Source organism: Lysinibacillus sphaericus, assembly GCF_001629735.1.
Lineage (GTDB): Bacteria > Bacillota > Bacilli > Bacillales_A > Planococcaceae > Lysinibacillus > Lysinibacillus pinottii.
In genome coordinates this window covers 3,790,046-3,813,632 of sequence record NZ_CP015224.1, presented here as the reverse complement: position 1 = coordinate 3,813,632, position 23,587 = coordinate 3,790,046, and the positions used below count along the sequence as shown (strand labels likewise).

Here is a 23,587-nt window from a genome sequence, read left to right as displayed (position 1 = left end):
GTCCAAATAGTGGGCTGTCTTTTCTATTATTTCCCGAGAAATATTTGTTGAAATATAGCCCATTATGTCAAAGTATTTAAAGTGATTGATGAACGATTAATGCAAGGAAACTGAAAGCATGATAGAGTTAAGAGTAGTGAACTTACAATTACAAAATGTTTAAGAATAGATAAAAAACGAAAGGGAGAAAATGAATGAACAAAACAATTTTAGTTGTTGATGATGAAAAACCAATCGCAGATATTCTGCAATTTAATTTAATAAAAGAAGGATATAAAGTGATTTGTGCTTATGATGGGGATGAGGCACTAAAGAGGGTTGAGGAGGAACAACCAGATTTAATGCTCCTAGATATAATGCTGCCAAAGCGTGATGGTATGGAAGTGTGTAGAGAGGTACGAAAAAAATATGACTTCCCTATTATTATGCTGACGGCTAAAGGCTCTGAGATTGATAAAGTTTTAGGCTTAGAAATGGGTGCAGATGATTATGTTACTAAGCCATTTAGTACACGAGAGCTTATTGCTCGTGTAAAGGCCAATATGCGACGTTTACAGGTTGCTGCACCTGTAGCAGAAGAGGCAGAAGAGGAATCAAACGAAATTGTTGTAGGATCCCTTGTTATTCAACCAGATGCATATTTAGTAATGAAGCGTGATGAGGCCATTGAGCTTACACATCGGGAATTTGAGCTGCTACATTATTTAGGCAAACATATTGGCCAAGTAATGACCCGTGAGCATTTATTACAAACGGTATGGGGCTATGACTATTTTGGTGATGTTCGTACTGTTGACGTAACAATTCGTCGTTTACGTGAAAAAATTGAGGATAATCCTAGTCACCCTGCTTGGATTGTCACAAGACGTGGTGTAGGTTATTACTTACGAAATCCTGAACAGGAGTAATAGGAATGCAGAAAGTGAGCTTCTTTAAATCCATTCATGTCAAACTCGTGCTAATTTATATTTTATTAATATTGCTTGCTTTACAAATTATCGGTATTTATTTCGCCCGTCAGTTAGAACAAAATTTGAAGAGCAACTTCCAAGATTCTATTTTTCAGCGAGTTGACTTGATGCAATATAGTCTTCGTGAGGAAATTTTAAAGGAACGCGATGAAAGCATGCCTAAACTAGAGGAAAGCTTGAAATCAATCGTTATGGAGTTTTCAACTGGTTTAAGAGATGTTTCTAATGGTGATATTTTAGAAATTCGTGTCATTGATGATAGACAAAGGATACTGGCAACATCTGAGCTTGAGAATCAAAATTTAATAGGACAACGCTCTAACACAGACCTTGTGCGTCGTGCTATATCTGCTGAAACGCTCTTTGATATCATTAAACTTGATAACAAAACGAGGAATCGAGTATGGGTATTAGCAAACCCAATTCGAGCTGGTGCAGGGCCAGATGATGAAATTATTGGTGTTCTATATATTGAAGCGAATATTGAGTCCGTTTTTGAACAAATGAATGAAATTAACCGTATTTTCCTTGGCGGTACAGCTATGTCGTTAGTCTTTACCATCTTTTTAGGTATTCTCGTTGCGCGAACAATTACACAACCAATTGCTGATATGCGAAAGCAGGCTCAAGCGATGGCAAAGGGCAACTATTCTCGCAAGGTAAGAGTATATGGTACGGATGAAATAGGTCAGCTTGCCGTTACCTTTAATCATTTAACGAATCGTTTGCAAGAGGCACAATCCACTACTGATGCAGAGCGGCGAAAGTTAGACTCAGTCCTTAGTAATATGACAGATGGCGTTATTGCGACAGATCGCAAGGGACGTATTATTTTAATTAATGACCCGGCGCTGCAGTTACTGCATATTTCAAGAGATATTACATTAGGTCGTCCCATTGCCTCGGTATTGGGGATTGATCAGGAATATAGCTTTGAAGATTTAATTCATATGAGCGATGCTATCAATTTAAATTTTAGTACGTCAGATGCTCCTTATATATTACGTGCCAATTTCTCGGTTATTCAAAAAGAGACAGGCTTTATTAATGGTCTTATAACTGTACTACACGATATAACAGAGCAGGAAAAGATAGAAATGGATCGTCGAGAGTTTGTATCGAATGTATCACATGAATTAAGAACACCATTAACAACAATGCGTAGCTATCTCGAGGCACTAGCAGATGGTGCATGGAAGGATGAAAATATTGCGCCTACCTTTTTAAATGTAACGCAAACTGAAACAGAACGTATGATTCGACTAGTCAATGATTTATTGCAATTATCACGAATGGATAGTTCAGATTATGAGTTAAATAAAGATATTGTCTTATTCAATTCATTCTTTAACCGAATTATCGATCGTTTTGAAATGTCCAAGTCTGATAAAGTACAGTTTGCACGATTATTCCCTGAAACCTCCTTTTATGTAGAAATTGATACGGATAAGGTGACACAGGTCATTGATAATATCATTTCAAATGCCATCAAATATTCACCAGACGGTGGGAATATACGCTTTGGGTTCACTGGACAAGGCGATATGTTGAAAGTCATGATTTCAGATGATGGCATGGGAATTCCTAAAGAAAATGTAGGCCGCATTTTTGATCGCTTCTACCGTGTTGATCGTGCCCGTGCTCGTTCCATGGGAGGAACAGGCTTGGGACTTGCTATTGCGCGGGAAATGATTGAAGCACATGGCGGGAAGATTTGGGCTGAGAGTGAGGAAGGGCAAGGCACGACAATTTTCTTCACATTACCATACGATGCAGATGAATTTGGTGAGGCGGGTGAGTGGGAATGAAATATATAGAGCCAGTTAAATCTGCTGTTTTATTTCTACTTGTCATGCTAAGTGTGATTCTAACCTTTTTAATTTGGACGTACACACCGGATTATAAATATATTGAAAATACAGAGCGAAAGGAAATTTTAATTAAGCCGCAAAAGGAAATGGAGGATATTATTCGTCCATACAAGGCTATTTTCCGTTTTGATGAAGAATTTACAGGCACAGTATCTAACAATGCGATGAAGAATTTGATGAAAACATTTAAAGGCTGGAACGTCCTAGATTTAGAGCCTGTTAACAACAATCTTTCACCAAACTATGTGAATCAAATTATTGGAGCAGATCATCGAATGACCATCTTTTTCACTGGTGAGGTTCCATTTTCAGCATTTAACACAATTTTTCAGTTTGCTGAAAAAGAGTTACCAGAAACAACCTTCAATCGTATGATTATTGACTGGAGTAATTCGAACACCAAAGAGTTAATGGTTTATTACATTAGTGGGAATAACCAATCATTATTCCGCTCACATGTCAGCGTGCCAAACATGAGCCAATTTATACAGGAAGTCATAGAGCCTGCAAAAAAATATGGCGCTTTTAAAGAAATTGAGCGAGAAAATCAAACAGCCCTTTATGTAGATAGCAATAAAATGGAATCTGTAAAATTTACGTACTATATTGAAGAAATCACACCAGAATTATTTAAAAATGTGTTATTTACAGATCCAAATATAGTGCGACGTAATGTTGAAAGTGCATCTTCTGAAAAATATACAGATGGTATGTCATTAATGACATTAGATACAAATCTAAAGTCATTAAACTATGTTTATCCAGCTGCAGAAAGCAGTATTCGAATTGAGCCTTCAAAACTTCTAAAAGATAGCTTTGAATTTATCAACGAGCATGGAGGATTTACTGCAGATTTCCGCTATGCTTCAACTAGCACCAATAAAAATCAAATGGATTATCAATTATATTTGCAGGGATTACCGGTCTATAGTAATCATGTCATTACCCGAATGACGACAATTTGGGGAGATAGCCGGATTTTCCATTATAAACGTCCATATTTCTCATTAGATATGGATATTGAGGCTGAAAAGGAAATCAAGGAATTACCTTCGGGTGCAGATATTGCTGAAAGATTAAAAAATGCGAATAATATTGCCTTAGCAGATATTGATGAAATTGTTTTGGGCTATTATTTAACACAAAATCAAGAACTAAATATATTTACATTTGAACCATGTTGGTTTGTCATTCGTAATGGATCTTGGATTAAACTAACCCCTGAAGTTTTAGGAGGTGTTAAAAATGGATTGGAATAGAACAAAATCTATTTTTATATTCGTTTTTTTAATTCTAAACATCTTCTTATATTCACTTTATGTAAATCGCTATAATGAGGCGAAAGATATTGAGGTTCCAGGTGAAAAAACAATAGAAGCTCGTTTAAAGGATGATAATATTACGTACGGCACATTACCAAATAATATTGAATCTGCTTCGTATATGACAGCTCAAGTGCATAAATTCACAACAGATGAATTTAGTAATAGCAATCAACAAATAAAATTTAGGGACAATAATACAAAGGCACGTGCTATTTTCATCAAGCCTGTTAAATTACGTAATGTGAGTGATGATGCAAGCTTTACGGATTTTGCTCTTGCAAACGTAAATGAAGGAGCATCCTATGCTTTGTGGAAAGTAGACCGTGAAGAACGAGTCGCTGTTTTTTTCCAAAAAACGAATAATCGAATGTTCTATTATAATGGTTCATTGAAAATTAAATGGAATACCAACAATGAAGTAACAATGTATGAACAAACAATGATTGATAATATTGAAGAAATGGAACAACAGGAAACTGTCATTCCTCCACTTCAAATTATTCAAACTTTATATGCAAAAGGACCGCTCAAGCCAGACTCACGTATTACGCAAATGAAGTTAGGTTACTCAACACTTGTTAAATTAACTCGTACACAGGTATTAGTGCCAACATGGGAGATACGAGTGAAATTATCGGATGGAGAAACAGAAGAGTATTTTGTCAATGCAGTCGAAGGCAAAGTCATTGAAATCCAGGAGGACAAGCAAGAGGGCGAAGAAGAAGACTGGGGAGTTGAATAATGCGATTTAGTGTTTTAGCAAGTGGCAGTACAGGGAATTCGATTTATGTAGAGAATGATGATTACGCTTTTATCGTCGATGCGGGCCTTAGTGGCAAAAAGATGGAGCAGCTATTTACAAAGATCGATCGTAATGTGAAGCAGCTTAGTGGTATTTTCGTTACACACGAGCATAGTGATCATATTAAAGGGATAGGCGTACTGGCACGAAAATATAGTGTACCGATTTATGCAAACGCCAAAACATGGCAGGCAATTGACGGACTAATTGGTGAAGTTCCTGTAGAGCAACGCTTTGAATTTGATATGGATACAGTGAAGCATTTTGGCTCTTTAGCGGTTGAATCCTTTGCTGTTTCACATGATGCAGCAGATCCAATGTTCTACACGTTCCATGAGGATAATCGCAAGCTTGTTATTATCACGGATACAGGGTATGTTAGTGATCGTATGAAAGGTATTATACGCGGAGCTGACTCGTTTGTTTTTGAAAGTAATCATGATGTTAATATGCTTCAAATGGGACGTTATCCTTGGTCCATTAAACGTCGTATTTTAAGCGATGTAGGACATGTATCCAATGAAGATGCAGCGATTGCAATGAGTGAGGTTGTATTTGATAAGACTACGAATATCTATCTTTCGCATTTAAGTAAGGATAATAATATGAAAGAACTAGCACGCATGAGTGTCTCACAAACCTTACAGTCCTGTGGCATTATGGTTGGCGAGCATGTTCATCTCTTTGATACCGATGCAGAGGAGCCAACAAAATTGGTTACGGTTTAACGACTATTTATTTAGGTAAGACTTAAAGCTGTTCGACACATTTGAAGTAATGTGTCGAGCAGCTATTTTTATGTCCATTTTATTTGTTTTTCATCTGATTTTAATGTTTGAATCGTAAGATTAGGGTAACAATTAACAAAAGCAGTATAGGAAAGGATGAGGAACATGAGTTACTTTCAAGATGATGATAAAAACAGTGATTTCCTAAAAAATGAAGAAATCCCGAAATCACCTCTTCAAGAAAGATTAGAGCGCGAGGAGCAAGAAATGCAAGCCAAGCGTCATAAAAAGAAAGGTGGAGGCGGAGGAAAAGGTGGTTATTTCTTTAGTGGCTTGGTCGGTGTCATTATTGGTGCCTTACTTGTATGGCTGATGATGCCGGGTCTGGTCAACCAAATGCCTGGTACAACATCGAGTAATACAGGGAAAAATGATACAACCATAAACCAAGTTGCCACAGAGGTGACGACAGATGTTACAAAAGCCGTTGATAAAGCCTCTCCGGCCGTTGTGGGTATTACTAATATCCAAGAAGTAACAAGTGGAGGATTTTGGAGCCCTCAATCGACAACAACAAAAGAAGCGGGAAGCGGTTCCGGTGTAGTTTATAAAATTGAAGGTAATAAAGCCTTTATTGTAACAAATAATCACGTAATTGAAGGAGCTAAACAATTAGAGGTCACAATGCCTGATGGAACAAAAGAGCAAGCAGAATTAGTGGGCCACGATGTTTGGACAGATCTTGCTGTCATTTCAATTAGCTCAAAGAATGTAAAAACAGTAGCGACATTTGGTAACTCCGATGTGTTAAAGCAAGGGGAAACTGTTATAGCAATCGGTAATCCACTTGGCTTAGACTTCTATGGCTCTGTGACAACAGGCGTTGTTTCAGGTAAGGATCGTTCTGTACCAGTAGACTTAAACGGTGATGGCACAGAAGACTGGCAACAAGAAGTATTACAAACAGATGCAGCCATTAATCCAGGGAATAGTGGAGGAGCACTTGTCAATTTAGCTGGGGAGTTAATAGGAATTAACTCCATGAAGATTGCACAATCCTCTGTAGAAGGTCTAGGTTTCTCTATTCCAATTAATTCAGCCATTCCAATTATTGAGGAGCTAGAGAAAAATGGTGAAATGAAACGTCCAACTATGGGAATTTCATTAGCTGACTTAACAGATGTCCCAGCCTTCTATCAACAACAAACATTAAAATTACCTGCTGAGGTAACAACAGGTGTTGTAATCACAGATGTAATGAATAACTCTGCAGCTTCAAAAGCAGGTGTCCAACAATATGATGTGATTGTGGAAATGGATGGTCAAAAAATTGAAACAGCTATCGATTTGCGTAAACACCTATATAATGAGAAAAAAATTGGTGATCAATTAACATTAAAAGTTTACCGACAAGGTAAATTAGTAGAACTATCACTTACATTAACAAACAGTAATTCATTGTAAAAAAGATGAATAGCAGTGGGGATTGAAAAATAATCTCCACTGCTTTTTTGTGGAGATAAAGAAGTATTTTAATAAAATATTGTGGATAACTAGAAAATTGCGAATACTGATTTTATACAATAAACAGTGAGAAAAAGGGGCTTCTTCCATAGATGCTATTCCTTTGATACAATAGGTTGTGGATAACATAGACCGAAATGTGAATAAGTTTGTGGAAATTTCGGAAAATAAGGAGACATCAAAAAATGGAAAATTACAGCTGTGAAAGCCATATAGAACACGCTTTAGACATGTTTGTAGCAGAGCAAAAAGTGTTCCCAATTATGGATAAAATCGAAGAGGATAAAAAGTTATCCACAAAGTGTAGCTACTGTGAAAAGCCAGCAGAATATATTGTATCAAGTAAATAACTTTACACAATATATAGCAACGACTTGTGGATATGTTGATAACTTTTGTGGATAATTTGTTTGTAAATGAATTGTAAAGGTGGATAACGTGTGAATATAACGATTGTATCAGTCGGTAAGTTAAAAGAAAAGTACTTAAAAATGGGGATTGATGAGTACGTAAAACGACTTGGTGGCTATGCAAAAATAGATTTGATTGAGGTAGCTGACGAAAAAGCACCCGAGCAGCTTAGTGATGCAGAAATGGAAATCGTGAAGAAAAAAGAGGGAGAACGCATACTAGCCAAAATAAGTACAGACACATATGTAATTGCTCTCGCTATCAATGGCAAAATGAAAACCTCTGAACAAATGGCGGCTGATCTTGAATCTCTCATGACCTACGGCAAAAGCAAAATTGCCTTCGTTATCGGCGGCTCTCTGGGCCTACACGAAGACGTCCTAAAAAGAGCCGACGAGCAACAATCCTTCGGCAAAATGACCTTACCCCACCAGCTCATGAAGCTCGTACTCGTAGAGCAGGTTTATCGAAGCTTTAGAATTATGAAGGGAGAACCGTATCATAAGTAAGTGCGGTTTTAAAAGCAAATTCTTATTTAGAATTTGCTTTTTTTTGAGAATAAACCGAATGTTAATGTTATTTTTGGTATTATAAAGTTATAAAACTAAAATATGTAAAGGTGGCAGATTCATGGCAATTGTTGAAATAAAAATGGATTTTTTTAAACATGATGCACAGGCTGGGGGATTCTTTCCAAACACACATGCTAACCCAGGTTTTAGTATAGATAAGTTTTTAGGGGATTCTGGACAAAATTATTTAATTGAAGGGATAAGAGGGACAGGAAAAACGCATATATTGAAAATGATTAATCAAAAATGTATTGATGATTTTCAAGAAAAAAAAATATTACCTGTGTATGTTTCTTTAGCAAGTGTCCATGAATGGGTCGAAAGCGATGTTAAACTATTTAGAATACACTTATATGCTAATATTGTAACTCAAATAATTAAAACTATAGAACAAAATAAAGATAAAATAAAGTTGGCTGGTAATACCGGCTTTCAAAAGTCTGTAAAAAAAATTGCTCAAATGTTTGGTTTAAATAACAGTGAAAATATTGATGTTTTAATTGAACGTATTAAAGAGTTAAGTGAGCAGCTCTTATCAGATTTAACCTATAATCCAGAGACAATTAAAACCGTATTTGGAACACAATCTACCATGGCGACTACAGGAACAGCTAACGTAAACATTCCTTCAGTTGGTTCTTTAGGGGTTACTTCAAATGCATCTTATAGCGAAACGGACCAACAAGAGTTTTTATATGTCGGGAATAGCTTATCTCATAGTAATGCAGCAAGCTTTTTAGTGAATTTCATATTAGAGTTAAAAAACATTTTAAATCATCGTTATACAATCTTATTAATTGATGAATGCTCTGAAGTAAGTAAAAATGCTCAAATAGAAGTATTTAGATTACTAAAGTTAATTCGAGGAGCATTAACTGATGAAGCCAATGAAAATGCAGCATATTTCTGTGCATCGGTCTATCCAACTCCAATAACTTATTATCCATCTAATGTTAATGGGGACCCATTTAACTTTGATGTAGGTCACGATGCCATTATGGAATATGTTTCAATGGATGAACTGTCAGATGATTATTTAGATTTCTATAAAACACTTACAAATAATAGAATTCGTGAAATGTTACCTGAACAGGGATATTCAAACTACTTGGATATCATGGAAAATGAGAAATGCTTAGTATTAGCAGCTTATTTTTCAAATGGTAATGTAAGAAGGTATATAGAAATTTTAAAACATGCTTATGACAATTTAATTCAAAGAATAGGTCATAAACCATCAGCTACGAACGTTGAAAAAATAAATACTAAGGATATTGAAGAAGCTTTGAGCTCAATTGTACCAAATCAAGTGTTAGCATATAATAAACTTACTGAAAATGATTTCCGTATTTTAGATAACATTGTTACTAAAATGAATAAAAGAAATAAGAAAAATGAAACTGAAAACAAAACTAAAACTGAAAAGAATAAACTACCAGCAAATGTTTACTTCACTGTTTCTAGGTCAGAAGCAATGAAGTTGGGGAATTTATTTATGCAGGGAGCTATTCACGATAAGGGTAAAACAAGGGTCAAAAAATACTATAAAAAAGATGGATTAAGAGGGCCATTATTAATGTTAGACTTAGCTGTTGCTTTTCATGAAGGTGCAATTGATAAGAATAGAGCATCTGATATTTTCAGCAAAGACCTATCAAAAAACGCTAAAAGCGGTTATCTATGGTGTCAGGATGTTTCCCTTGATTAATTTTAGTTACTAATTTATATACATTAAAAGCAAAATTGACGTTTTATCTATTTGTAGTTGATACAAATATGTAGACATCAATTTTGCTTTTTTGTTTTGTAATTTATTTCGCATAACAAAAAACGTTAATTCCGAACAATATATTATAAGACTACTATACGGATCGGCAGATAAGTAAAAATTAATTGAACTGTTATGAAAGTTGTCTTATTCAATTGTTAAGGAGGAGATAATATGAATTACTCGGTGGAGGAAATACGTAAATGTATTAAGGTAAAGGGAATTAAAAGTTTACCCTTAGAGTGGCAGAATTAAATTTATCATTTCGAAATTGTGAATTGTAATACCTTCCCATCTAAAAATAAGGATTTTTATTATGTGAAGTTTATATTTGCTTTAGAAAATGGAACGGGTAATTATCAAGTAGAACAAGTATTTAGTTTTAAGGGCAAATATGCTCCAAGTAAGAGACTGGATGAGTTTTTTAGTCAGTTTATGTACTTTATAGAATTGAATGAAACATTCAGTCTAGAGGATTTCGTTGGTGAAAAAGGAACATGCTTTATTGAACCAGTTAATGCTAATTACCAAACTTATTATAAAATTATCATCACATCTTTGGAGGAATAAGATTATGAATAACATTATTAAACCATTTAAATTTACGGCTTTATATATTCAGGAACATCATCAAATTTTAAAGGATACAATAGCTGATATACAGTATAGGAATGTGCAAAAACATCTAATAGATGCTTTAAATTGTATTGAAGAATATGATAAGAGACAGATTTTAACCTTATTACTTAATGGTTTCGAATTTGAATATGAAATTTCCGATACCAACCCATCTATACTGTCAGAACGAGCATCAAAATTGAAATTTTAGAGGTAATTCGTATTTCAAAAGCGATTGAAATGGGATTTCAATATACTCCAAAAAAGCATTTTATTTTTAATGCAAATTTGTTTGCAGAGCATTTTTTACAGAGAGTCATAGCTTGCTGTGACAAACATGGTGTACTTTATGTCTATAATCAAGATGGCTAATATCAACAATGTAAGCCTCTAGAACTAAGTAAATTAGTTAGAGAATTGATGAATGATGGATTAGCTAATAGTTGGAAAAGTATTTATGAGAAAGAAGCTATTCGAGCTATTTTACGTGAGGCAACTTTTGTAGCTGAACTAAATATTTATAGCGATTTAGTTAACTTACAAAATGGAATGTACAATTTGAAAACTCATAAGTTGGAAAAGCATCATCCAAGGTATTTATCTACTGTTCGAATCCCTATTATCTACAATCGATCAGCTAAATGCCCTAAGTTTCTACACTTCATGGATGAAATAACAAATAACGATTCCGATTTGATTAAAGTTCATCAAGAGCTGATTGGCTATTGGATAACTACAGAAATTAAATCTGAAAAAGCAGTTTACTACTATGGTAGAGGTGCTAACGGTAAAAGTGTATTAGCAAACTTGGTTAAAATTTTAGTTGGAAATGAAAATGTAAGTACAATTCCCTTAGCTCAGTTCAATTCTAATTTTGGACTAGAAGGAATTATGAATAAAACTTTAAACGTTGCTGCAGAGAATGAGATGAATGGATTAAAATTAAATACCGAAACTTTTAAAGCAATTGTGAGTGGTGACGGTATAACAATTAATATTAAATTTAAGTCTCCAATTGTAAACTATAAATCTAAATGTAGGCTGTTGTTTTTAGGGAATGAACTACCAGATACATCAGATTTGACACAAGGCTATTTTAGAAGACTGATAATCATACCATTTAAAAGGACTTTTAAAGAAGAAGAACGTAATAGAGATATCTTACAAGAACTTCAGGAAGAATTGGATGGAATTTTTAATTGGGCGATTGAAGGTTTAGTACGTTTAAACCAGCTAGAATTTAATTTTACAAAGGCAGATGCTATAGAAAGTGAAATGGCAAAATATCAATTAATGCAAAATCCCGTATTAAATTTTTTTGAATCAACGGTGGTTCTAAGTGGAAATTTAAAAATAAAGCGTTCTGAAATTTATAAGCTCTATTTAGAGTGGATAGAAAAAAATGGATTATATAATTCAGTGAGAAATAACCGTCAATTTAAAAAGGAATTTGAAAATGTTTTAGATAGTAAAGGCATTTTAATTATAGAAAAACGTATTGATGGCTACGACCACATAGCTGGTATGAGTTTTAATATTTAAAGTGAAAAAGGGAGTAAATTAATATAAAAAAGTTTTTTAAATCTTCTTATTGGGCAGATTTATTTTTTTTTGTCTTTTTACTCCCTTAGACCCTTAATAATTAACCGTATCAAAATAAAAAATAAATATATTTTATAAAGGTGAGGGATAAATGAAAGAATCAACAGAAATTTTAGAAATACTTACTGCAATGGTAGAAAAATATTTAGAGTTGGTAGAGCAAGAGGAGGATGAAAGGATTGAGTAAACTTGAATATTGGCAAGAAGCAAGAAGAAGAATAGCAATTTATGCTCGTGTATCAACAACGGAACAAGCAGAAGAAGGGTATAGTATCGATGAACAAATACGTGTTTTAAAAGAATATTGTGAGGACAATGGTTATTTTGTTTTTGAAGAATACATTGATAGAGGTATCAGTGGAAAAAATATTACAGGTAGACCAGCCGTTCAACGTATGTTACAAGATGCCGAACAGAAGAAACTTGATGTAGTTTTAGTCTGGAAGATGAACCGACTAGCCCGAAAAATGGTTGATTTAATGAATATTGTTGAATTATTAAACAGTAAAAATATTGCTTTTCGCTCGCATACAGAACGGTACGAAACGGAAACACCAACAGGTAAACTACAGTTTCAAATGATGGCTGCTATTGCAGAGTATGAACGTAATAATATCGCTGAAAATGTAAAGATGGGGATGATTGCAAGAGCGAAAGAAGGGAAGTGGAACGGTGGACAAGTGCTAGGCTATGATATTGTACAAATACCTGATGCAAACAAAAAACGGAAAAATACACAATTAGTGATTAATGAAAAGGAAGCAGAAATTGTTCAGTACATCTTTAATATGTATACTTCTGGACATGGTTACAAGGCAATTGCTAATCATATTAACAAGAAGGGGTTTCTAACAAAAAAAGGGAAAACCTTTTCATTAAACGCAATCAAAACGATTGTAACGAACCCCGTTTATACTGGATATATTCGATACAATGTACGTAGAGATTGGAATGAAAAAAGAAGAAACAATATTAATCCTGACCCAGTCATCCAGAAAGCTGACCATTCCCCAATTATTACGGAAGAAATGTGGTCAATTGCAAAAGGAATATTTGAAAGACGTTCAGGTTTGCCGAACCGTGTGCATGATGGTGAATTTCCACTGACAGGAATCATGAGATGTCCTATTTGTGATGCTGGTATGGTAATTGGTCGAACAACGAATACATTAAAAGACGGCACTAAAAAAGTACTGGAGTATTACGTTTGCGGAGCATGGAAGAATAAAGGTACATTGGTTTGTCGTTCAAATGGTGTACGAACAGATAAAGCAGATGCATACGTGTTTTCTAAGCTCCAAACACTCATGCAAAGCGATAAGTTGATACAAGAACTAGTGAACAATGTGAATCAGCGAAATGAAAAGTTATTTGCTCCTATCCAAAAAGAACATGCATTTTATCAAAAACAGATGCAAGAATTAGAGCATAAACGAGGAAAGACATTTGATGCTTATACAGAAGAATTGATTCCTAAGTCGTTGTATATTGAAAAGGCTAATGCGTTAGACAAGCAAATCGCAGAACTAAACGAGCGAATGAAGCCTTTAAATCGACAAATGCAAGGCAACTCAGGTGAAACAATTGCTCCAGAGGCCATTAGAAAAATCTTAAAGGATTTTTCAAAAGCATTTGAACAAGCTTTAACGAGAGAGCAGCGGAAACGATTGTTACATTTGATTATTAATAAAATCACCATAAATGAAGATAGAGAAATTGATAGTATTCAATTAGTTCTTAATGAAGAAGTATTAAATGAATTGAAATTAGAGGTAGATGACTTATCAACAGATGAGTTTTCTACCTCTTTTTCTGTTTTAATTGCAATTTAAATCAAAGGAGAATTGAAGATGGAGTATTCGTATGAACGATTTTTAAAAGGAATAAAAAGTTTTATAAGAGAATCTATATTAATGGCTGATATTGGCTATGAAACGATTCAGTTGTATAAAGAAGAGGTAGATGAGCGTTATTTTACAGCGGAAGAGTACGAGTTGTTACCAGATGTATGCCTGGTAACAGCTATTAATTACTTTAATGATACAGGTGATGAATATTTAATGATGGATGTATATGATGAATTGAATCAACGTCATTTAAAAACTATTTGGGTTAGTAACGGTGAAGTTCGTGATATTGATATTTAAAAAGGTGGTGAGCAAATGAAGGCTAAATCATCTATTAAGGAGAATTTATCAGGGTACGCTAAATTGGCATATGTTTTACTACACCTTATAAATAGGTAAGTTTAAAAGTAGATATAGGATGTGAAGTTTAATGTCAAAATTAAAGTCTTTTGAAAGAAAAGTAGCTTATTGTAGACATTGCTCAAAAGAAATTGAAGTGAAAAATATTCTCTTCAACGACAGACAAGTTAAAAAGCTTATCAATTCAATTTGTTTTAAGTGTAGTGTTCAAAAGTTTTTTCGGATTAAATAAGTTTTAATGTGAAAGAAGCGGAAGGTAAATTGATTTTTAATAAGCTTATAATTAAATGAACTAAAATTTTTGGTAGATGGTTATTCATCTACCCTTTTTCTTGTTTTAACCGCATTTTATGAGGAGATGCATCTAAGTAATATTCAAAAGAAAAATATAGTGGATAATTTAAGTTCAAGTAGAGTCAAATATTGTAAAATATGAATATACAATATTTATAGAATTGAATTAATCGTAAAAAATTTTTAGGGGGATTGTATTTGAGCAGATTAGACTTATATAAGAAACCAATTTTATTAAGAACTTTTATTACAAATGATGACGAACAAAGTAATGAAGCATATGATACTTATTCACGTAAAATAGAAACGGCTGAAATAAATAAAAATAAATTTAATGAGGACAAGGATTTTTATCATATTATTAAAGAAATGATTTTTGAAGTAGATGAAGAAGGTAGACCGCTTATTTATTATGTATTTTATACATTTAATAGTTCTTATAACAACCTTGAGACAGCAGTTTTAATGCATACTTTAGTAGAAGGTTCAAAAAATGATATAGACCGAGGTATACTTCATGAATTAGCAATGTCGGTGATTTACAATATACCTGTATTTCCTAATCATGAGAAATTAGAAGAGGAATTAGGCTTTTATTACAATGAATTATATGAAAATGGTTTTGAAATGATAGATAAAGATGAAAAAGTGAAAAAATATAAACTTGCTGAGCATTTGATTCCTATATTTAAGAGTGAAAATGAAGAGTTATTAAAAGAAAAAACAACTAGGATATATTCATCGGCTGAAATAAACTACTATAAGAATAAGTTAATGGAAAAATTAAAGGAATATGATAATGCACAATATATAATAAATAAATTAAAAGATGGAATTAATGAATTGTCAGTACAGTTAAATAGCCCTGAAAGAGAAGAGAACAAAATTCAAGCAATATTAACAAACTATCCAATTTTATTTGGAACAGAGTATATTGAAGTATTGGATAAGCATAATTTTGGTTCTGAGTATGAAGCTGACTATATTTTGAAAAGATACAATGGGCTTTATGATATTGTTGAAATTGAAGCAAGTACTCTTGATATCTATACTAAACAAGGAAATCCTTCTAGGCATCTTGTGCATGCAGAGCAACAAATAATGGATTGGTTACAATGGATTGAACATAATAACCCTTATGCACGAGAAAAAATAAAAAAACTGTATTCACCAAAAGGTTATGTCGTAATTGGAAGGTCAAATACTTTAACGGAAACTACTAGAGAAAAGCTAAGGAGAAGAAACTTAGTTTTTAGAGATAAAATCGAAATTATTACATATGATGACTTATTAGAAAACGCTAAATTGTTATTAGACTTTTTGAGTGGTAATAAAATTGAAAACGAGTAAATCTGCTATAAATTATTATCATAATATATAACGATAGATAAGTAGTTAAATAAGGATTATTTAAAGAATGTGCAGTCTTACTAAATAAAAGTAAGACTGTTTTTATTCTTTAAATTTGGTAAAATGAGGTTATTGAATCAATGTGAAATTAATTAAACGTTGAAAGGGTCAGATAAAATGGTTAATAAAGAAGATTTTTATATTGATATTAAAAACCGAGCAGTGGATATTTATGAGCAATATCAATACATTGTAAAAGAGGCTCTTGAAAGTGATATCACAAACCACAGGTTAGAATTCTATCTTAAAGATGATTCAAGTCTAGGTGGAAAAGCTTGGTCTAAAGATAATTTAGACAATATACAAGTAAATAAAGGGGTTATAGATAATTACTTTGATTATTTTTATGGTTTTACAAAAATGCAAACAGATGATTTTTTAGAAAAATTACATATTGAAGATGTGGAAGAAGCATCTTATGAGTTTATAAAATTTGATGGAAATGGGAATCATAATCTTTTTGATAGTAAAGTTATAGATTATAAATTAGCTGGATTACTTACAATTTTTGTTTCTCGTTTTATTATTACCCATGAGCTAGGTCATCTACTTAACGGACATTGTGAATATTTAAATTCAAAAGAACAGAATGATATACATTACATTTCAATGTTTGAAAAGGATAATAGTAAAAATATAAAAAATGTATCGTCGTTAGATTTTAGAACTTTAGAAATGGATGCAGATGCATTTGCCGCGACGGATAACTTTAGAAATTTACTTTTACTTTATGAGAAATTTGAAGACAAGGTTGATGGGGATTTAAATATAAAACCGATAGAATTATTTTATTGGTGGTCATTTGCTATTAGAAGTAATTTTTTAATTACACAAAAGATTTTAAATGATGAAGAATATAAACCAGATAAAAAGCATTTACCTAGTGTAGCACGTTGGGTATTAATACTAGGCTCAATAATAAGTATTATAGATGGAGACTTATATAAGATAAATTATAGAACTGGAGACAATAAAGAAAAATTGTTAGAACATATAACTAAGGGATTCATGTTTGCTGAAAAACAGTATAATAAGCGTTTTTATACAAGCTATAATTCTTTAGAAGAAACAATTAATAGTTCAGATTATATTAACTATGTAACAGCAACTCAAAAGAATTGGGAGAATCTTAGAAATGAATTAAGTAGATTTTCAAGATTGCCTTTATATAAATCAAATAATGTTTAAATGTAGAGAGCCTTGGATTTTACAAGGTTCTTTTTTATATCCAAAGAGGATAGTAAAAGATAATAAGAATGGGATAGAAAAGCTTAAAGTAATATCTTTTAAAATGAATACAAAAAATGAAATTATTGAAAACGATATAACATATAGCTTGATGGTTTCAGATAAAATCGGAATTTGGTTATCCGTATCTAGAATATAAGATAACCTCACTTAGCTATATTACGGTGAACCGTATCATAAGTAAGTGCGGTTTTAAACAATTTATTGGAAATGTGCTTTCCGGTAAATTGTTTTTTTTATATACTGTGGTTTGCAAATTTTTATGAGAGGTGATTAATTGCGTGATGTAAGTAGCTGGGGATTTTATGGATATGGTGTAGATAGTACACTAGAAAAAATTGAATTATTGGCGCCTGAGAGAATACCAAATGAATAAGAGGGGCATAGAAAAAACAAATTTAATTAAATTGGATCCAATCTTTGAATCAGTAGTGTAAAGTATTATTTATAAAGGATGTATGAGAGTATATCTTTCATATATCCTTTTTAATTATTAATAAAATACTATACTAATGAAGATTGTCTAATTTAGTACAAAGGAGATAAAGTATTTGATAATGAAAGTAATATTAGCAATTATTCTAGGTATCATATCTATCTTTATGTTGGCAATATTTACAAACACCATAATGTCATTAGAAATATTTCCTGGATATGTTCAAGGTGATATTGGTAATTGGATAGGTTTTTATGGAACAATAATAGGAGGTCTATTAACACTAGCTGGTGTATTTTTAACTCTTCAATTTAATAAGGTACAGTTTAATCAGCAAGAAACAACGCGAAAAGAAGAAGAAGTGAAAAATAAAAATTTAAATACAATTAAAATTTTATGGGAGATAGAATTAAATCTTACAACTTTACATAAAGAGTTAGATATTCTAGCAGAATATATTGAGGAAAAAATTAATACCATAGATGTTCATGAATATGCTCTATTGGTAAATGAAAAATTAGATAATAATTTTTATAAGAAAGGGATAAAACCAAATTATGAACAAATAAAAAATATTTTGGGTGAAATTGGCTCTGAATATACATATGAAAAATTTACTCAGATACAAGTTGAATTACTTAAAACAAAAGAACTTTTTGATAATAAAAATTTACAAGTCAAATCTGCAGAAGTAGATTGGGATATTTATGGACAAATTAATTCTATCACGAATGAGTTATATGAAATGTTTAATACCCAAAAGTGTGTAACAACGATAGATTCTAATCATTTATCGGTTTTTAAATCAGAGTCGGAGCTAATTCTAAGAAAGTTAAACGGTATGATGAGTATAGGAGCAAAGATTTCAGGATATATACATTTAGTTAGAGAAAAAAGAAATAAGATTGAAAAACAATATTTTAATATTTCTTAAAACCCCCAGTTAATATAGTGCGGAGAACCGTATCATAAGTAAGTGCGGTTTTTCAACGGAGAAAACTATTTAAAAGAAAGTGTATATCAACAAGAGGACCAATCTTTCCTTCATTGAAAGGCCTATATTAATGAATCTATCATACAATAGCTGTTGAGACATTACCCATAAGATCAAAAGCACTTAATGACATGGTTCCGGGTGCAAAAGTTGTATTATAACCAACTGGATCACTTGGAAAAACGACATCATAAACAAATGGGAGAGGTGCTACCAATCCCCATGGTAAGGCGACATTAAAACTGTTGTTATAGACTTGTATCTGGCCATTTGCTGGGATGGATGTCGGCAACCCAAGTGTGTAGGTGTAGTCTACATAAACGGATAGGTTACTTGATACTGAAAACGGGTCTATATTATCGATAGGAGGATTTGGGTTTGTAATTTGATTATTTTCAATGAGAATAGGTGTAATTGTTGAAAAAGTATAGGGATCTGTAGGAGGAATAAATGTAATGGTCGGTCCAGGTCGATCTAGTTGGTTAACAGTATTATGGGATACATTTATAGAGATATTCTGGCTAGCTGCCAGGTTAAATAATACGAAATGAGAAAATCGTGTCATGTTGTTATTTTGGATAATATAAGTGGCATCGCTAAAAGTGTCTGTAGGTGTGTCAACCTGAAATATAATAGCGTCTTGGCTATTGGGTCCACCTGAAAAAGTGTTGCCAGAGATATTCATCGTGCCTGTTCCGCTTCTTAATTCTATTGCGTGACGAGTACCTGTATGAATAAACGTTGAATTAATAATGGAAATATTTGAAGCATTGATAATGGCGAGACGCTTTGGTCCTCCTTCAATAATTACGTTATCAAACGTAATATTATCATATAGACCATTTCCAGGAGCATGTTCTATTCTCAATAACGATACATCATCAGCAGCTGTAATGGTCGGGCTAATAAAATGAAGATTTTTAATAGTTACATTATCTGCAGTTATATACAGATTCGATTCTACTGGTGGATTTGGAAACTCAACAACTGTATTTAGTGCGGAAAGACCTGTAATTGTTAGCGGCTTACTTACAGTAATAGGAGTAGCTTCAACAAAGGTCCCTGGAAAAACAATAAGAGTATTATCAGTTGCAGCGTCATTAATCGCTGGTTGAATGTCGTTATAGTACTTACCTGAATTAACATTAAGTACACGTCCACTTGGTGTAGTACAAACAAAGTCTGATGAGAGAATAATTCCACCTATAGGGCAAAACATACAGTCGGTAGAAATACTAGTTAAAAATAATGTACAACTTTGATTACTACAAATTAAAGTCTCTTCACACATACCTGTACAAGGTTTACAAATAAAATCTCCTACGGCAATCCCATTACAAGGACCAGTAGTGAGCGCTACTTCGTATACACAAGAAAAGGGGATATTAATCTGTGGAATTTTAATTGGTGTGGTAACCCAATCATATACTTTAGGGACTTTTATACATAGATTTTCATCTTGTTGAGGTGTAGATGTTTTTGGATCTTTATCAAGTAAAATTAAAGGGTATTGGTCTGGAAGAATAGTCTTGATAATTGATATATTTTCCCTTGGATTACAAAATTGAGTTGTAATATTTATAACAGTGTTAAATGAAGATTGTACCGATAAACAAAAATCCACAAAAAGTAATAGTCCTTGGAAGATGTCATCAGAATAAACGGTTTGAGAGAAACAATGAAAATCAGTATATGAAAAGGTAATTTGTGTGCCATTAGGTGCACATAGCACGATTAGTTTTGTTTCAGAAAAAGGTTCTGTATGTTGTGTTCCGTTATCCAATACAATAGTCACAAAGCCACTGATTAGAATCTTTACTTGTTGAAGTTTGACATGGGATCCATCTGAGAGAACTACACATTTTTCAGAACGTGAATTTTCTGAAGTTAATTCTTTATAAATGATGCTTCCAGGTAAATTTGGTTCAAGTGGCAGCCCCTGATTATCGGATAGAAAACAGGAAACGACGCTTACCATAACTGCCCCTTACTCGACTTAAGTTTGTTCATAGACATTTATTCGCTCCTTTTTAATCTAATCAAATTATTGTATGTACGTTGCCTAAAAATTTTAAGGTAATTAGCCTAGTTTTCAATATATATTCACTATTAGCGAAATAAAATTTAAATCATATAGAATTTGCAGAATGTTTTCTCGTTGAAGCTGATTAAATAGGGCATCAACAAAGATTACTTAATTGATTTTTCGAGTAATAGAAATCTATTCTAAAATAGAGTTAATTCAATAGTAATACTTTTTTAACACTTGGATATCAATGATGACAAATTACTGTTGCAATAATTTGTAGAGGGACAAGAATGGTAATGAAGAAAATTTAATAGAATTAACTATCAAACTTGTATAAAATCGCACTTACATCAGTTACGGTGAACCATATCATAAGTAAGTGAGGTATTCTACAGTACTGAAGATTAATTATTAATAAAGTTGAAAATAGCTGTGAGATGACAGTCTAACTAAGAGATTAGTTGGGCTGTTTTTATTTTCTTTTGCTAAGTATGATGCTATGACACATAGAGATTATGAAAGTACATTCTCCATTATTATTAAATTTTATCCGATTGTAATAGAAAACCCTGGTTCTTCCCTGACAGCTAAAATTCAAGTAAACAAAATTTAAATTATTTTATAATATAGCTCAATACCTTTTCTGCTAACTTTGATGAACAGGGGATAAAGAGGAACTAAAATAAACTTTGCTCCAAATATTTTATAATTGTATAATTTATGTATAACTTATGTATAACTGGTTGATTTGAAACAGTGTATTACTATAAATATTAAGCCCTCCATCACAATAAAAAGGATTACATATTTGCGTGAAGCAGGGATCTAAATCGTAACAATATGTATTATTATAGATAAAAGCTAAAATAGAAGGTGTAATGAAAATGGGTTTTCCCTTGATTGGAAGAAAAAAATTATTAAATACCAGGAGGAACACTAAGTTCTCTGAAAAAGCAAAATTTAGAAGTTTAGTATTGACGAGCTCGTTATTTCTCTCCGCCCTTATAATTATCGTTATCGGATTAATGATTTCCCTGTCCATACGCGATCAACGTGGAGCGTATTTTCGCCAATTTGATGAATATGGAAAAGTATTCAAATCTATAACTCAACAAAATGAACCTCTTGTTGCCGAAGCAACGAAGACAATTCTTGAGCATCAACCATTGGAGGGAAAACCATTCGAGGAACTCCCCAATAGTTTGAATTCCATGAAATCTAATGAAATGGTAGTGGATGTCTATTTATTAACACCGGACATTATCAGGAAGGATGGCAAAGAATACTTATATAACTCAGAGTATGGTCGAGATCCAGGTGAATATGCTGAAGAGTTAGGTACGTTATATGAAATAGATTCGGAATTTCTTAAAAATTACGAAGATGCAATGAGAAACGGTAGCACATTAACTGATGTTTACACTGATGAAGGTGGGACTTTCATCTCGTATTTAGCGCCGATTAATGACGAAAGTGGGAAACCAGTTGCGTTGTTCGGTGTCGATTTCGATTACGGGATTGTTAAAAAGGAACTTCAACGGATTCTATGGACGAATATCACGGTTGGTATTTTTTTTGTACTTATGTTAATTGGGTTGGTTGTATTCATTCTTCGTAAAATGTTGCGCCCGCTTGCACGTTTAGCTGAAGTGTCTGAACATGCTTCGAAAGGTGATTTAACCGTTGAAATTCCTGTACTGAACCATAATGAGATTGGTAAGGCTGCAAGTTCATTTAATCAGATGATTAACGGACTTCGGGTATTGACCCATAACATACAAAAATCTTCGAATGAAGTTGCTGTATCTTCTTCTCAATTACAAGAAAGCGCTGCCCAGACCGAAACAGCTACACAAGAAATCACAGATGCCATTCAAAACATTGCTGTTGGGCTCGATGAACAACTTCGTCACACTAATGAGTGTCAACAATCAATGAAGGAAATGGGAATGGGTATTCATAGAATCGTAGATGCATCCTCCGTCGTCTCAGAATTGGCCTCGGTTACAGCAGATAGCGCAAATGCAGGAATGAAGGATATAGAAACAACAGTTGCTCAAATGAGCACAATTGAACAAAACTTGAAAACATCGGTCGAAGCAATCCATGGACTGAAGAAATTAAGCGATCAAGTTAGTGAAATGGTTACATTAATAGGTAGCATTGCTAATCAGACCAATTTGCTTGCACTCAACGCATCGATTGAGGCATCGCGAGCAGGCGAGCATGGTAAAGGTTTTGCCGTTGTGGCTCAAGAAATTCGTATACTCGCTGAACGGTCCAAAACCTCTTCGGAGAAAATAACTGACATCCTCCAAGGTATCAGCGATCACACGAGTAAAACAGTGGTTTCTTTGGATAAATCAATGACAGAGGCCCAGGCAGGTACACACATTGCAAATAAGGCAGGGCAAACATTTAGTTCGATCGTGGAGTCGATTCAGAAAGTGTCCGATCAGATTGACGAAGTATCTGCTGCTTCGGAACAACTGTCATCAGGAAGTGAGTTAGTTGCGGCTTCACTAACAGTGCTGGAGGGTATCGCAGATTCTTCTTCAGCCGATTCCGCTCACATCGCCGCTTCATCAGAAGAACAACTTGCAGCCATGCAAGAGGTAGCCAGTTTTGCAGCTATGCTTTATGGGCTGGCGGATGAATTGAAACAGAGTGTTGACCGTTTCCGTGTAAAGTAGGTTACTAGTTAAAACCGCACTTAGACAGGTTACGGAGAACCTTATCATAATAAGTTAAGGCGGTTTTTGCTTAAGCTGATATTT

At 33.3% G+C, this 23,587-nt stretch carries 19 protein-coding genes; 18 read left to right on the top strand and 1 reads right to left on the bottom strand.

Going from position 1 to position 23,587, the window contains the following annotated elements:
• Positions 1 to 194 precede the first annotated feature (194 nt).
• The 17 genes from yycF (at position 195) to A2J09_RS18685 (ending at position 18,721) form a co-directional block, all read left to right on the top strand.
• A complete protein-coding gene (yycF, locus tag A2J09_RS18765) occupies positions 195 to 908 on the top strand; it encodes a response regulator YycF (RefSeq protein WP_031415820.1) in 714 nt (237 codons plus the stop codon).
• Positions 909 to 913: 5 nt separating this feature from the next.
• Entirely contained in the window at positions 914 to 2,779 is a 1,866-nt protein-coding gene (walK, locus tag A2J09_RS18760) for a cell wall metabolism sensor histidine kinase WalK (protein WP_036162489.1), read from the top strand.
• Positions 2,776 to 4,101, top strand: coding sequence for a YycH family regulatory protein (locus tag A2J09_RS18755; protein WP_031415815.1), 1,326 nt, complete (start codon positions 2,776 to 2,778; stop codon positions 4,099 to 4,101). Before walK ends, A2J09_RS18755 begins: the two co-directional genes overlap by 4 nt.
• On the top strand, positions 4,088 to 4,909 hold the full coding sequence (locus A2J09_RS18750) for a two-component system regulatory protein YycI (protein ID WP_012296200.1): 822 nt from the start codon (positions 4,088 to 4,090) through the stop codon (positions 4,907 to 4,909). Before A2J09_RS18755 ends, A2J09_RS18750 begins: the two co-directional genes overlap by 14 nt.
• Entirely contained in the window at positions 4,909 to 5,697 is a 789-nt protein-coding gene (locus tag A2J09_RS18745; RefSeq protein WP_012296199.1) for an MBL fold metallo-hydrolase, read from the top strand. The genes A2J09_RS18750 and A2J09_RS18745 overlap by 1 nt, the downstream gene beginning before the upstream one ends.
• 165 nt (positions 5,698 to 5,862) lie before the next feature.
• The gene (locus A2J09_RS18740; RefSeq protein ID WP_012296198.1) at positions 5,863 to 7,161 is read left to right on the top strand and encodes a S1C family serine protease; all 1,299 of its coding nucleotides are present in this window, start codon (positions 5,863 to 5,865) and stop codon (positions 7,159 to 7,161) included.
• Positions 7,162 to 7,406: 245 nt separating this feature from the next.
• Positions 7,407 to 7,571, top strand: coding sequence for a CxxH/CxxC protein (locus A2J09_RS23190; protein WP_036162488.1), 165 nt, complete (start codon positions 7,407 to 7,409; stop codon positions 7,569 to 7,571).
• Positions 7,572 to 7,661: 90 nt separating this feature from the next.
• The gene (gene rlmH, locus A2J09_RS18735) at positions 7,662 to 8,141 is read left to right on the top strand and encodes a 23S rRNA (pseudouridine(1915)-N(3))-methyltransferase RlmH (RefSeq protein WP_012296196.1); all 480 of its coding nucleotides are present in this window, start codon (positions 7,662 to 7,664) and stop codon (positions 8,139 to 8,141) included.
• Between the two features lie 121 nt (positions 8,142 to 8,262).
• Entirely contained in the window at positions 8,263 to 9,912 is a 1,650-nt protein-coding gene (locus A2J09_RS18730) for a hypothetical protein (protein ID WP_012296195.1), read from the top strand.
• 378 nt (positions 9,913 to 10,290) lie between these two features.
• Positions 10,291 to 10,542, top strand: coding sequence for a hypothetical protein (locus tag A2J09_RS18725; RefSeq protein WP_036162487.1), 252 nt, complete (start codon positions 10,291 to 10,293; stop codon positions 10,540 to 10,542).
• Between the two features lie 4 nt (positions 10,543 to 10,546).
• Positions 10,547 to 10,801: a hypothetical protein gene (locus A2J09_RS18720; RefSeq protein ID WP_012296193.1), complete on the top strand. Its 255-nt coding sequence runs from the start codon at positions 10,547 to 10,549 to the stop codon at positions 10,799 to 10,801.
• Between the two features lie 209 nt (positions 10,802 to 11,010).
• Positions 11,011 to 12,132 (top strand): DNA primase family protein, encoded by a 1,122-nt coding sequence (locus A2J09_RS18715; RefSeq protein WP_012296192.1) that lies wholly within the window; start codon positions 11,011 to 11,013, stop codon positions 12,130 to 12,132.
• Between the two features lie 230 nt (positions 12,133 to 12,362).
• Complete coding sequence (locus A2J09_RS18710; RefSeq protein ID WP_012296191.1) at positions 12,363 to 14,024, top strand: recombinase family protein; 1,662 nt, start codon at positions 12,363 to 12,365, stop codon at positions 14,022 to 14,024.
• An 18-nt stretch (positions 14,025 to 14,042) separates the two neighbouring features.
• Positions 14,043 to 14,339, top strand: coding sequence for a hypothetical protein (locus A2J09_RS18705; RefSeq protein WP_036162484.1), 297 nt, complete (start codon positions 14,043 to 14,045; stop codon positions 14,337 to 14,339).
• Between the two features lie 552 nt (positions 14,340 to 14,891).
• Complete coding sequence (locus A2J09_RS18700) at positions 14,892 to 16,043, top strand: Shedu anti-phage system protein SduA domain-containing protein (protein WP_036162483.1); 1,152 nt, start codon at positions 14,892 to 14,894, stop codon at positions 16,041 to 16,043.
• A 177-nt stretch (positions 16,044 to 16,220) separates the two neighbouring features.
• The gene (locus A2J09_RS18695) at positions 16,221 to 17,291 is read left to right on the top strand and encodes a hypothetical protein (RefSeq protein WP_012296188.1); all 1,071 of its coding nucleotides are present in this window, start codon (positions 16,221 to 16,223) and stop codon (positions 17,289 to 17,291) included.
• Between the two features lie 611 nt (positions 17,292 to 17,902).
• Entirely contained in the window at positions 17,903 to 18,721 is an 819-nt protein-coding gene (locus tag A2J09_RS18685; protein ID WP_036162480.1) for a hypothetical protein, read from the top strand.
• A 139-nt stretch (positions 18,722 to 18,860) separates the two neighbouring features.
• Here the strand turns inward: A2J09_RS18685 and A2J09_RS18680 are convergent, their stop codons facing one another.
• Positions 18,861 to 20,759, bottom strand: coding sequence for a BMQ_0737 family morphogenetic spore coat protein (locus A2J09_RS18680; RefSeq protein WP_012296185.1), 1,899 nt, complete (start codon positions 20,757 to 20,759; stop codon positions 18,861 to 18,863).
• A 929-nt stretch (positions 20,760 to 21,688) separates the two neighbouring features.
• On the opposite strand from A2J09_RS18680, the gene A2J09_RS18675 reads away from it, so the two are divergent.
• Positions 21,689 to 23,503: a methyl-accepting chemotaxis protein gene (locus A2J09_RS18675; RefSeq protein ID WP_080695234.1), complete on the top strand. Its 1,815-nt coding sequence runs from the start codon at positions 21,689 to 21,691 to the stop codon at positions 23,501 to 23,503.
• The last annotated feature ends 84 nt before the right edge of the window (positions 23,504 to 23,587 follow it).

Excerpts from the sequence above, each read along its gene's own strand:
- yycF (WP_031415820.1), top strand. The coding sequence starts at position 195 with ATGAACAAAACAATTTTAGTTGTTGATGATGAAAAACCAATCGCAGAT.
- walK (WP_036162489.1), top strand. The coding sequence starts at position 914 with ATGCAGAAAGTGAGCTTCTTTAAATCCATTCATGTCAAACTCGTGCTA.
- A2J09_RS18755 (WP_031415815.1), top strand. The coding sequence starts at position 2,776 with ATGAAATATATAGAGCCAGTTAAATCTGCTGTTTTATTTCTACTTGTC.
- A2J09_RS18750 (WP_012296200.1), top strand. The coding sequence starts at position 4,088 with ATGGATTGGAATAGAACAAAATCTATTTTTATATTCGTTTTTTTAATT.
- A2J09_RS18745 (WP_012296199.1), top strand. The coding sequence starts at position 4,909 with ATGCGATTTAGTGTTTTAGCAAGTGGCAGTACAGGGAATTCGATTTAT.
- A2J09_RS18740 (WP_012296198.1), top strand. The coding sequence starts at position 5,863 with ATGAGTTACTTTCAAGATGATGATAAAAACAGTGATTTCCTAAAAAAT.
- A2J09_RS23190 (WP_036162488.1), top strand. The coding sequence starts at position 7,407 with ATGGAAAATTACAGCTGTGAAAGCCATATAGAACACGCTTTAGACATG.
- A2J09_RS18730 (WP_012296195.1), top strand. The coding sequence starts at position 8,263 with ATGGCAATTGTTGAAATAAAAATGGATTTTTTTAAACATGATGCACAG.
- A2J09_RS18720 (WP_012296193.1), top strand. The coding sequence starts at position 10,547 with ATGAATAACATTATTAAACCATTTAAATTTACGGCTTTATATATTCAG.
- A2J09_RS18715 (WP_012296192.1), top strand. The coding sequence starts at position 11,011 with ATGAATGATGGATTAGCTAATAGTTGGAAAAGTATTTATGAGAAAGAA.
- A2J09_RS18710 (WP_012296191.1), top strand. The coding sequence starts at position 12,363 with ATGAAAGGATTGAGTAAACTTGAATATTGGCAAGAAGCAAGAAGAAGA.
- A2J09_RS18705 (WP_036162484.1), top strand. The coding sequence starts at position 14,043 with ATGGAGTATTCGTATGAACGATTTTTAAAAGGAATAAAAAGTTTTATA.
- A2J09_RS18695 (WP_012296188.1), top strand. The coding sequence starts at position 16,221 with ATGGTTAATAAAGAAGATTTTTATATTGATATTAAAAACCGAGCAGTG.
- A2J09_RS18680 (WP_012296185.1), bottom strand. The coding sequence starts at position 20,759 with ATGGTAAGCGTCGTTTCCTGTTTTCTATCCGATAATCAGGGGCTGCCA.
- A2J09_RS18675 (WP_080695234.1), top strand. The coding sequence starts at position 21,689 with ATGAAAATGGGTTTTCCCTTGATTGGAAGAAAAAAATTATTAAATACC.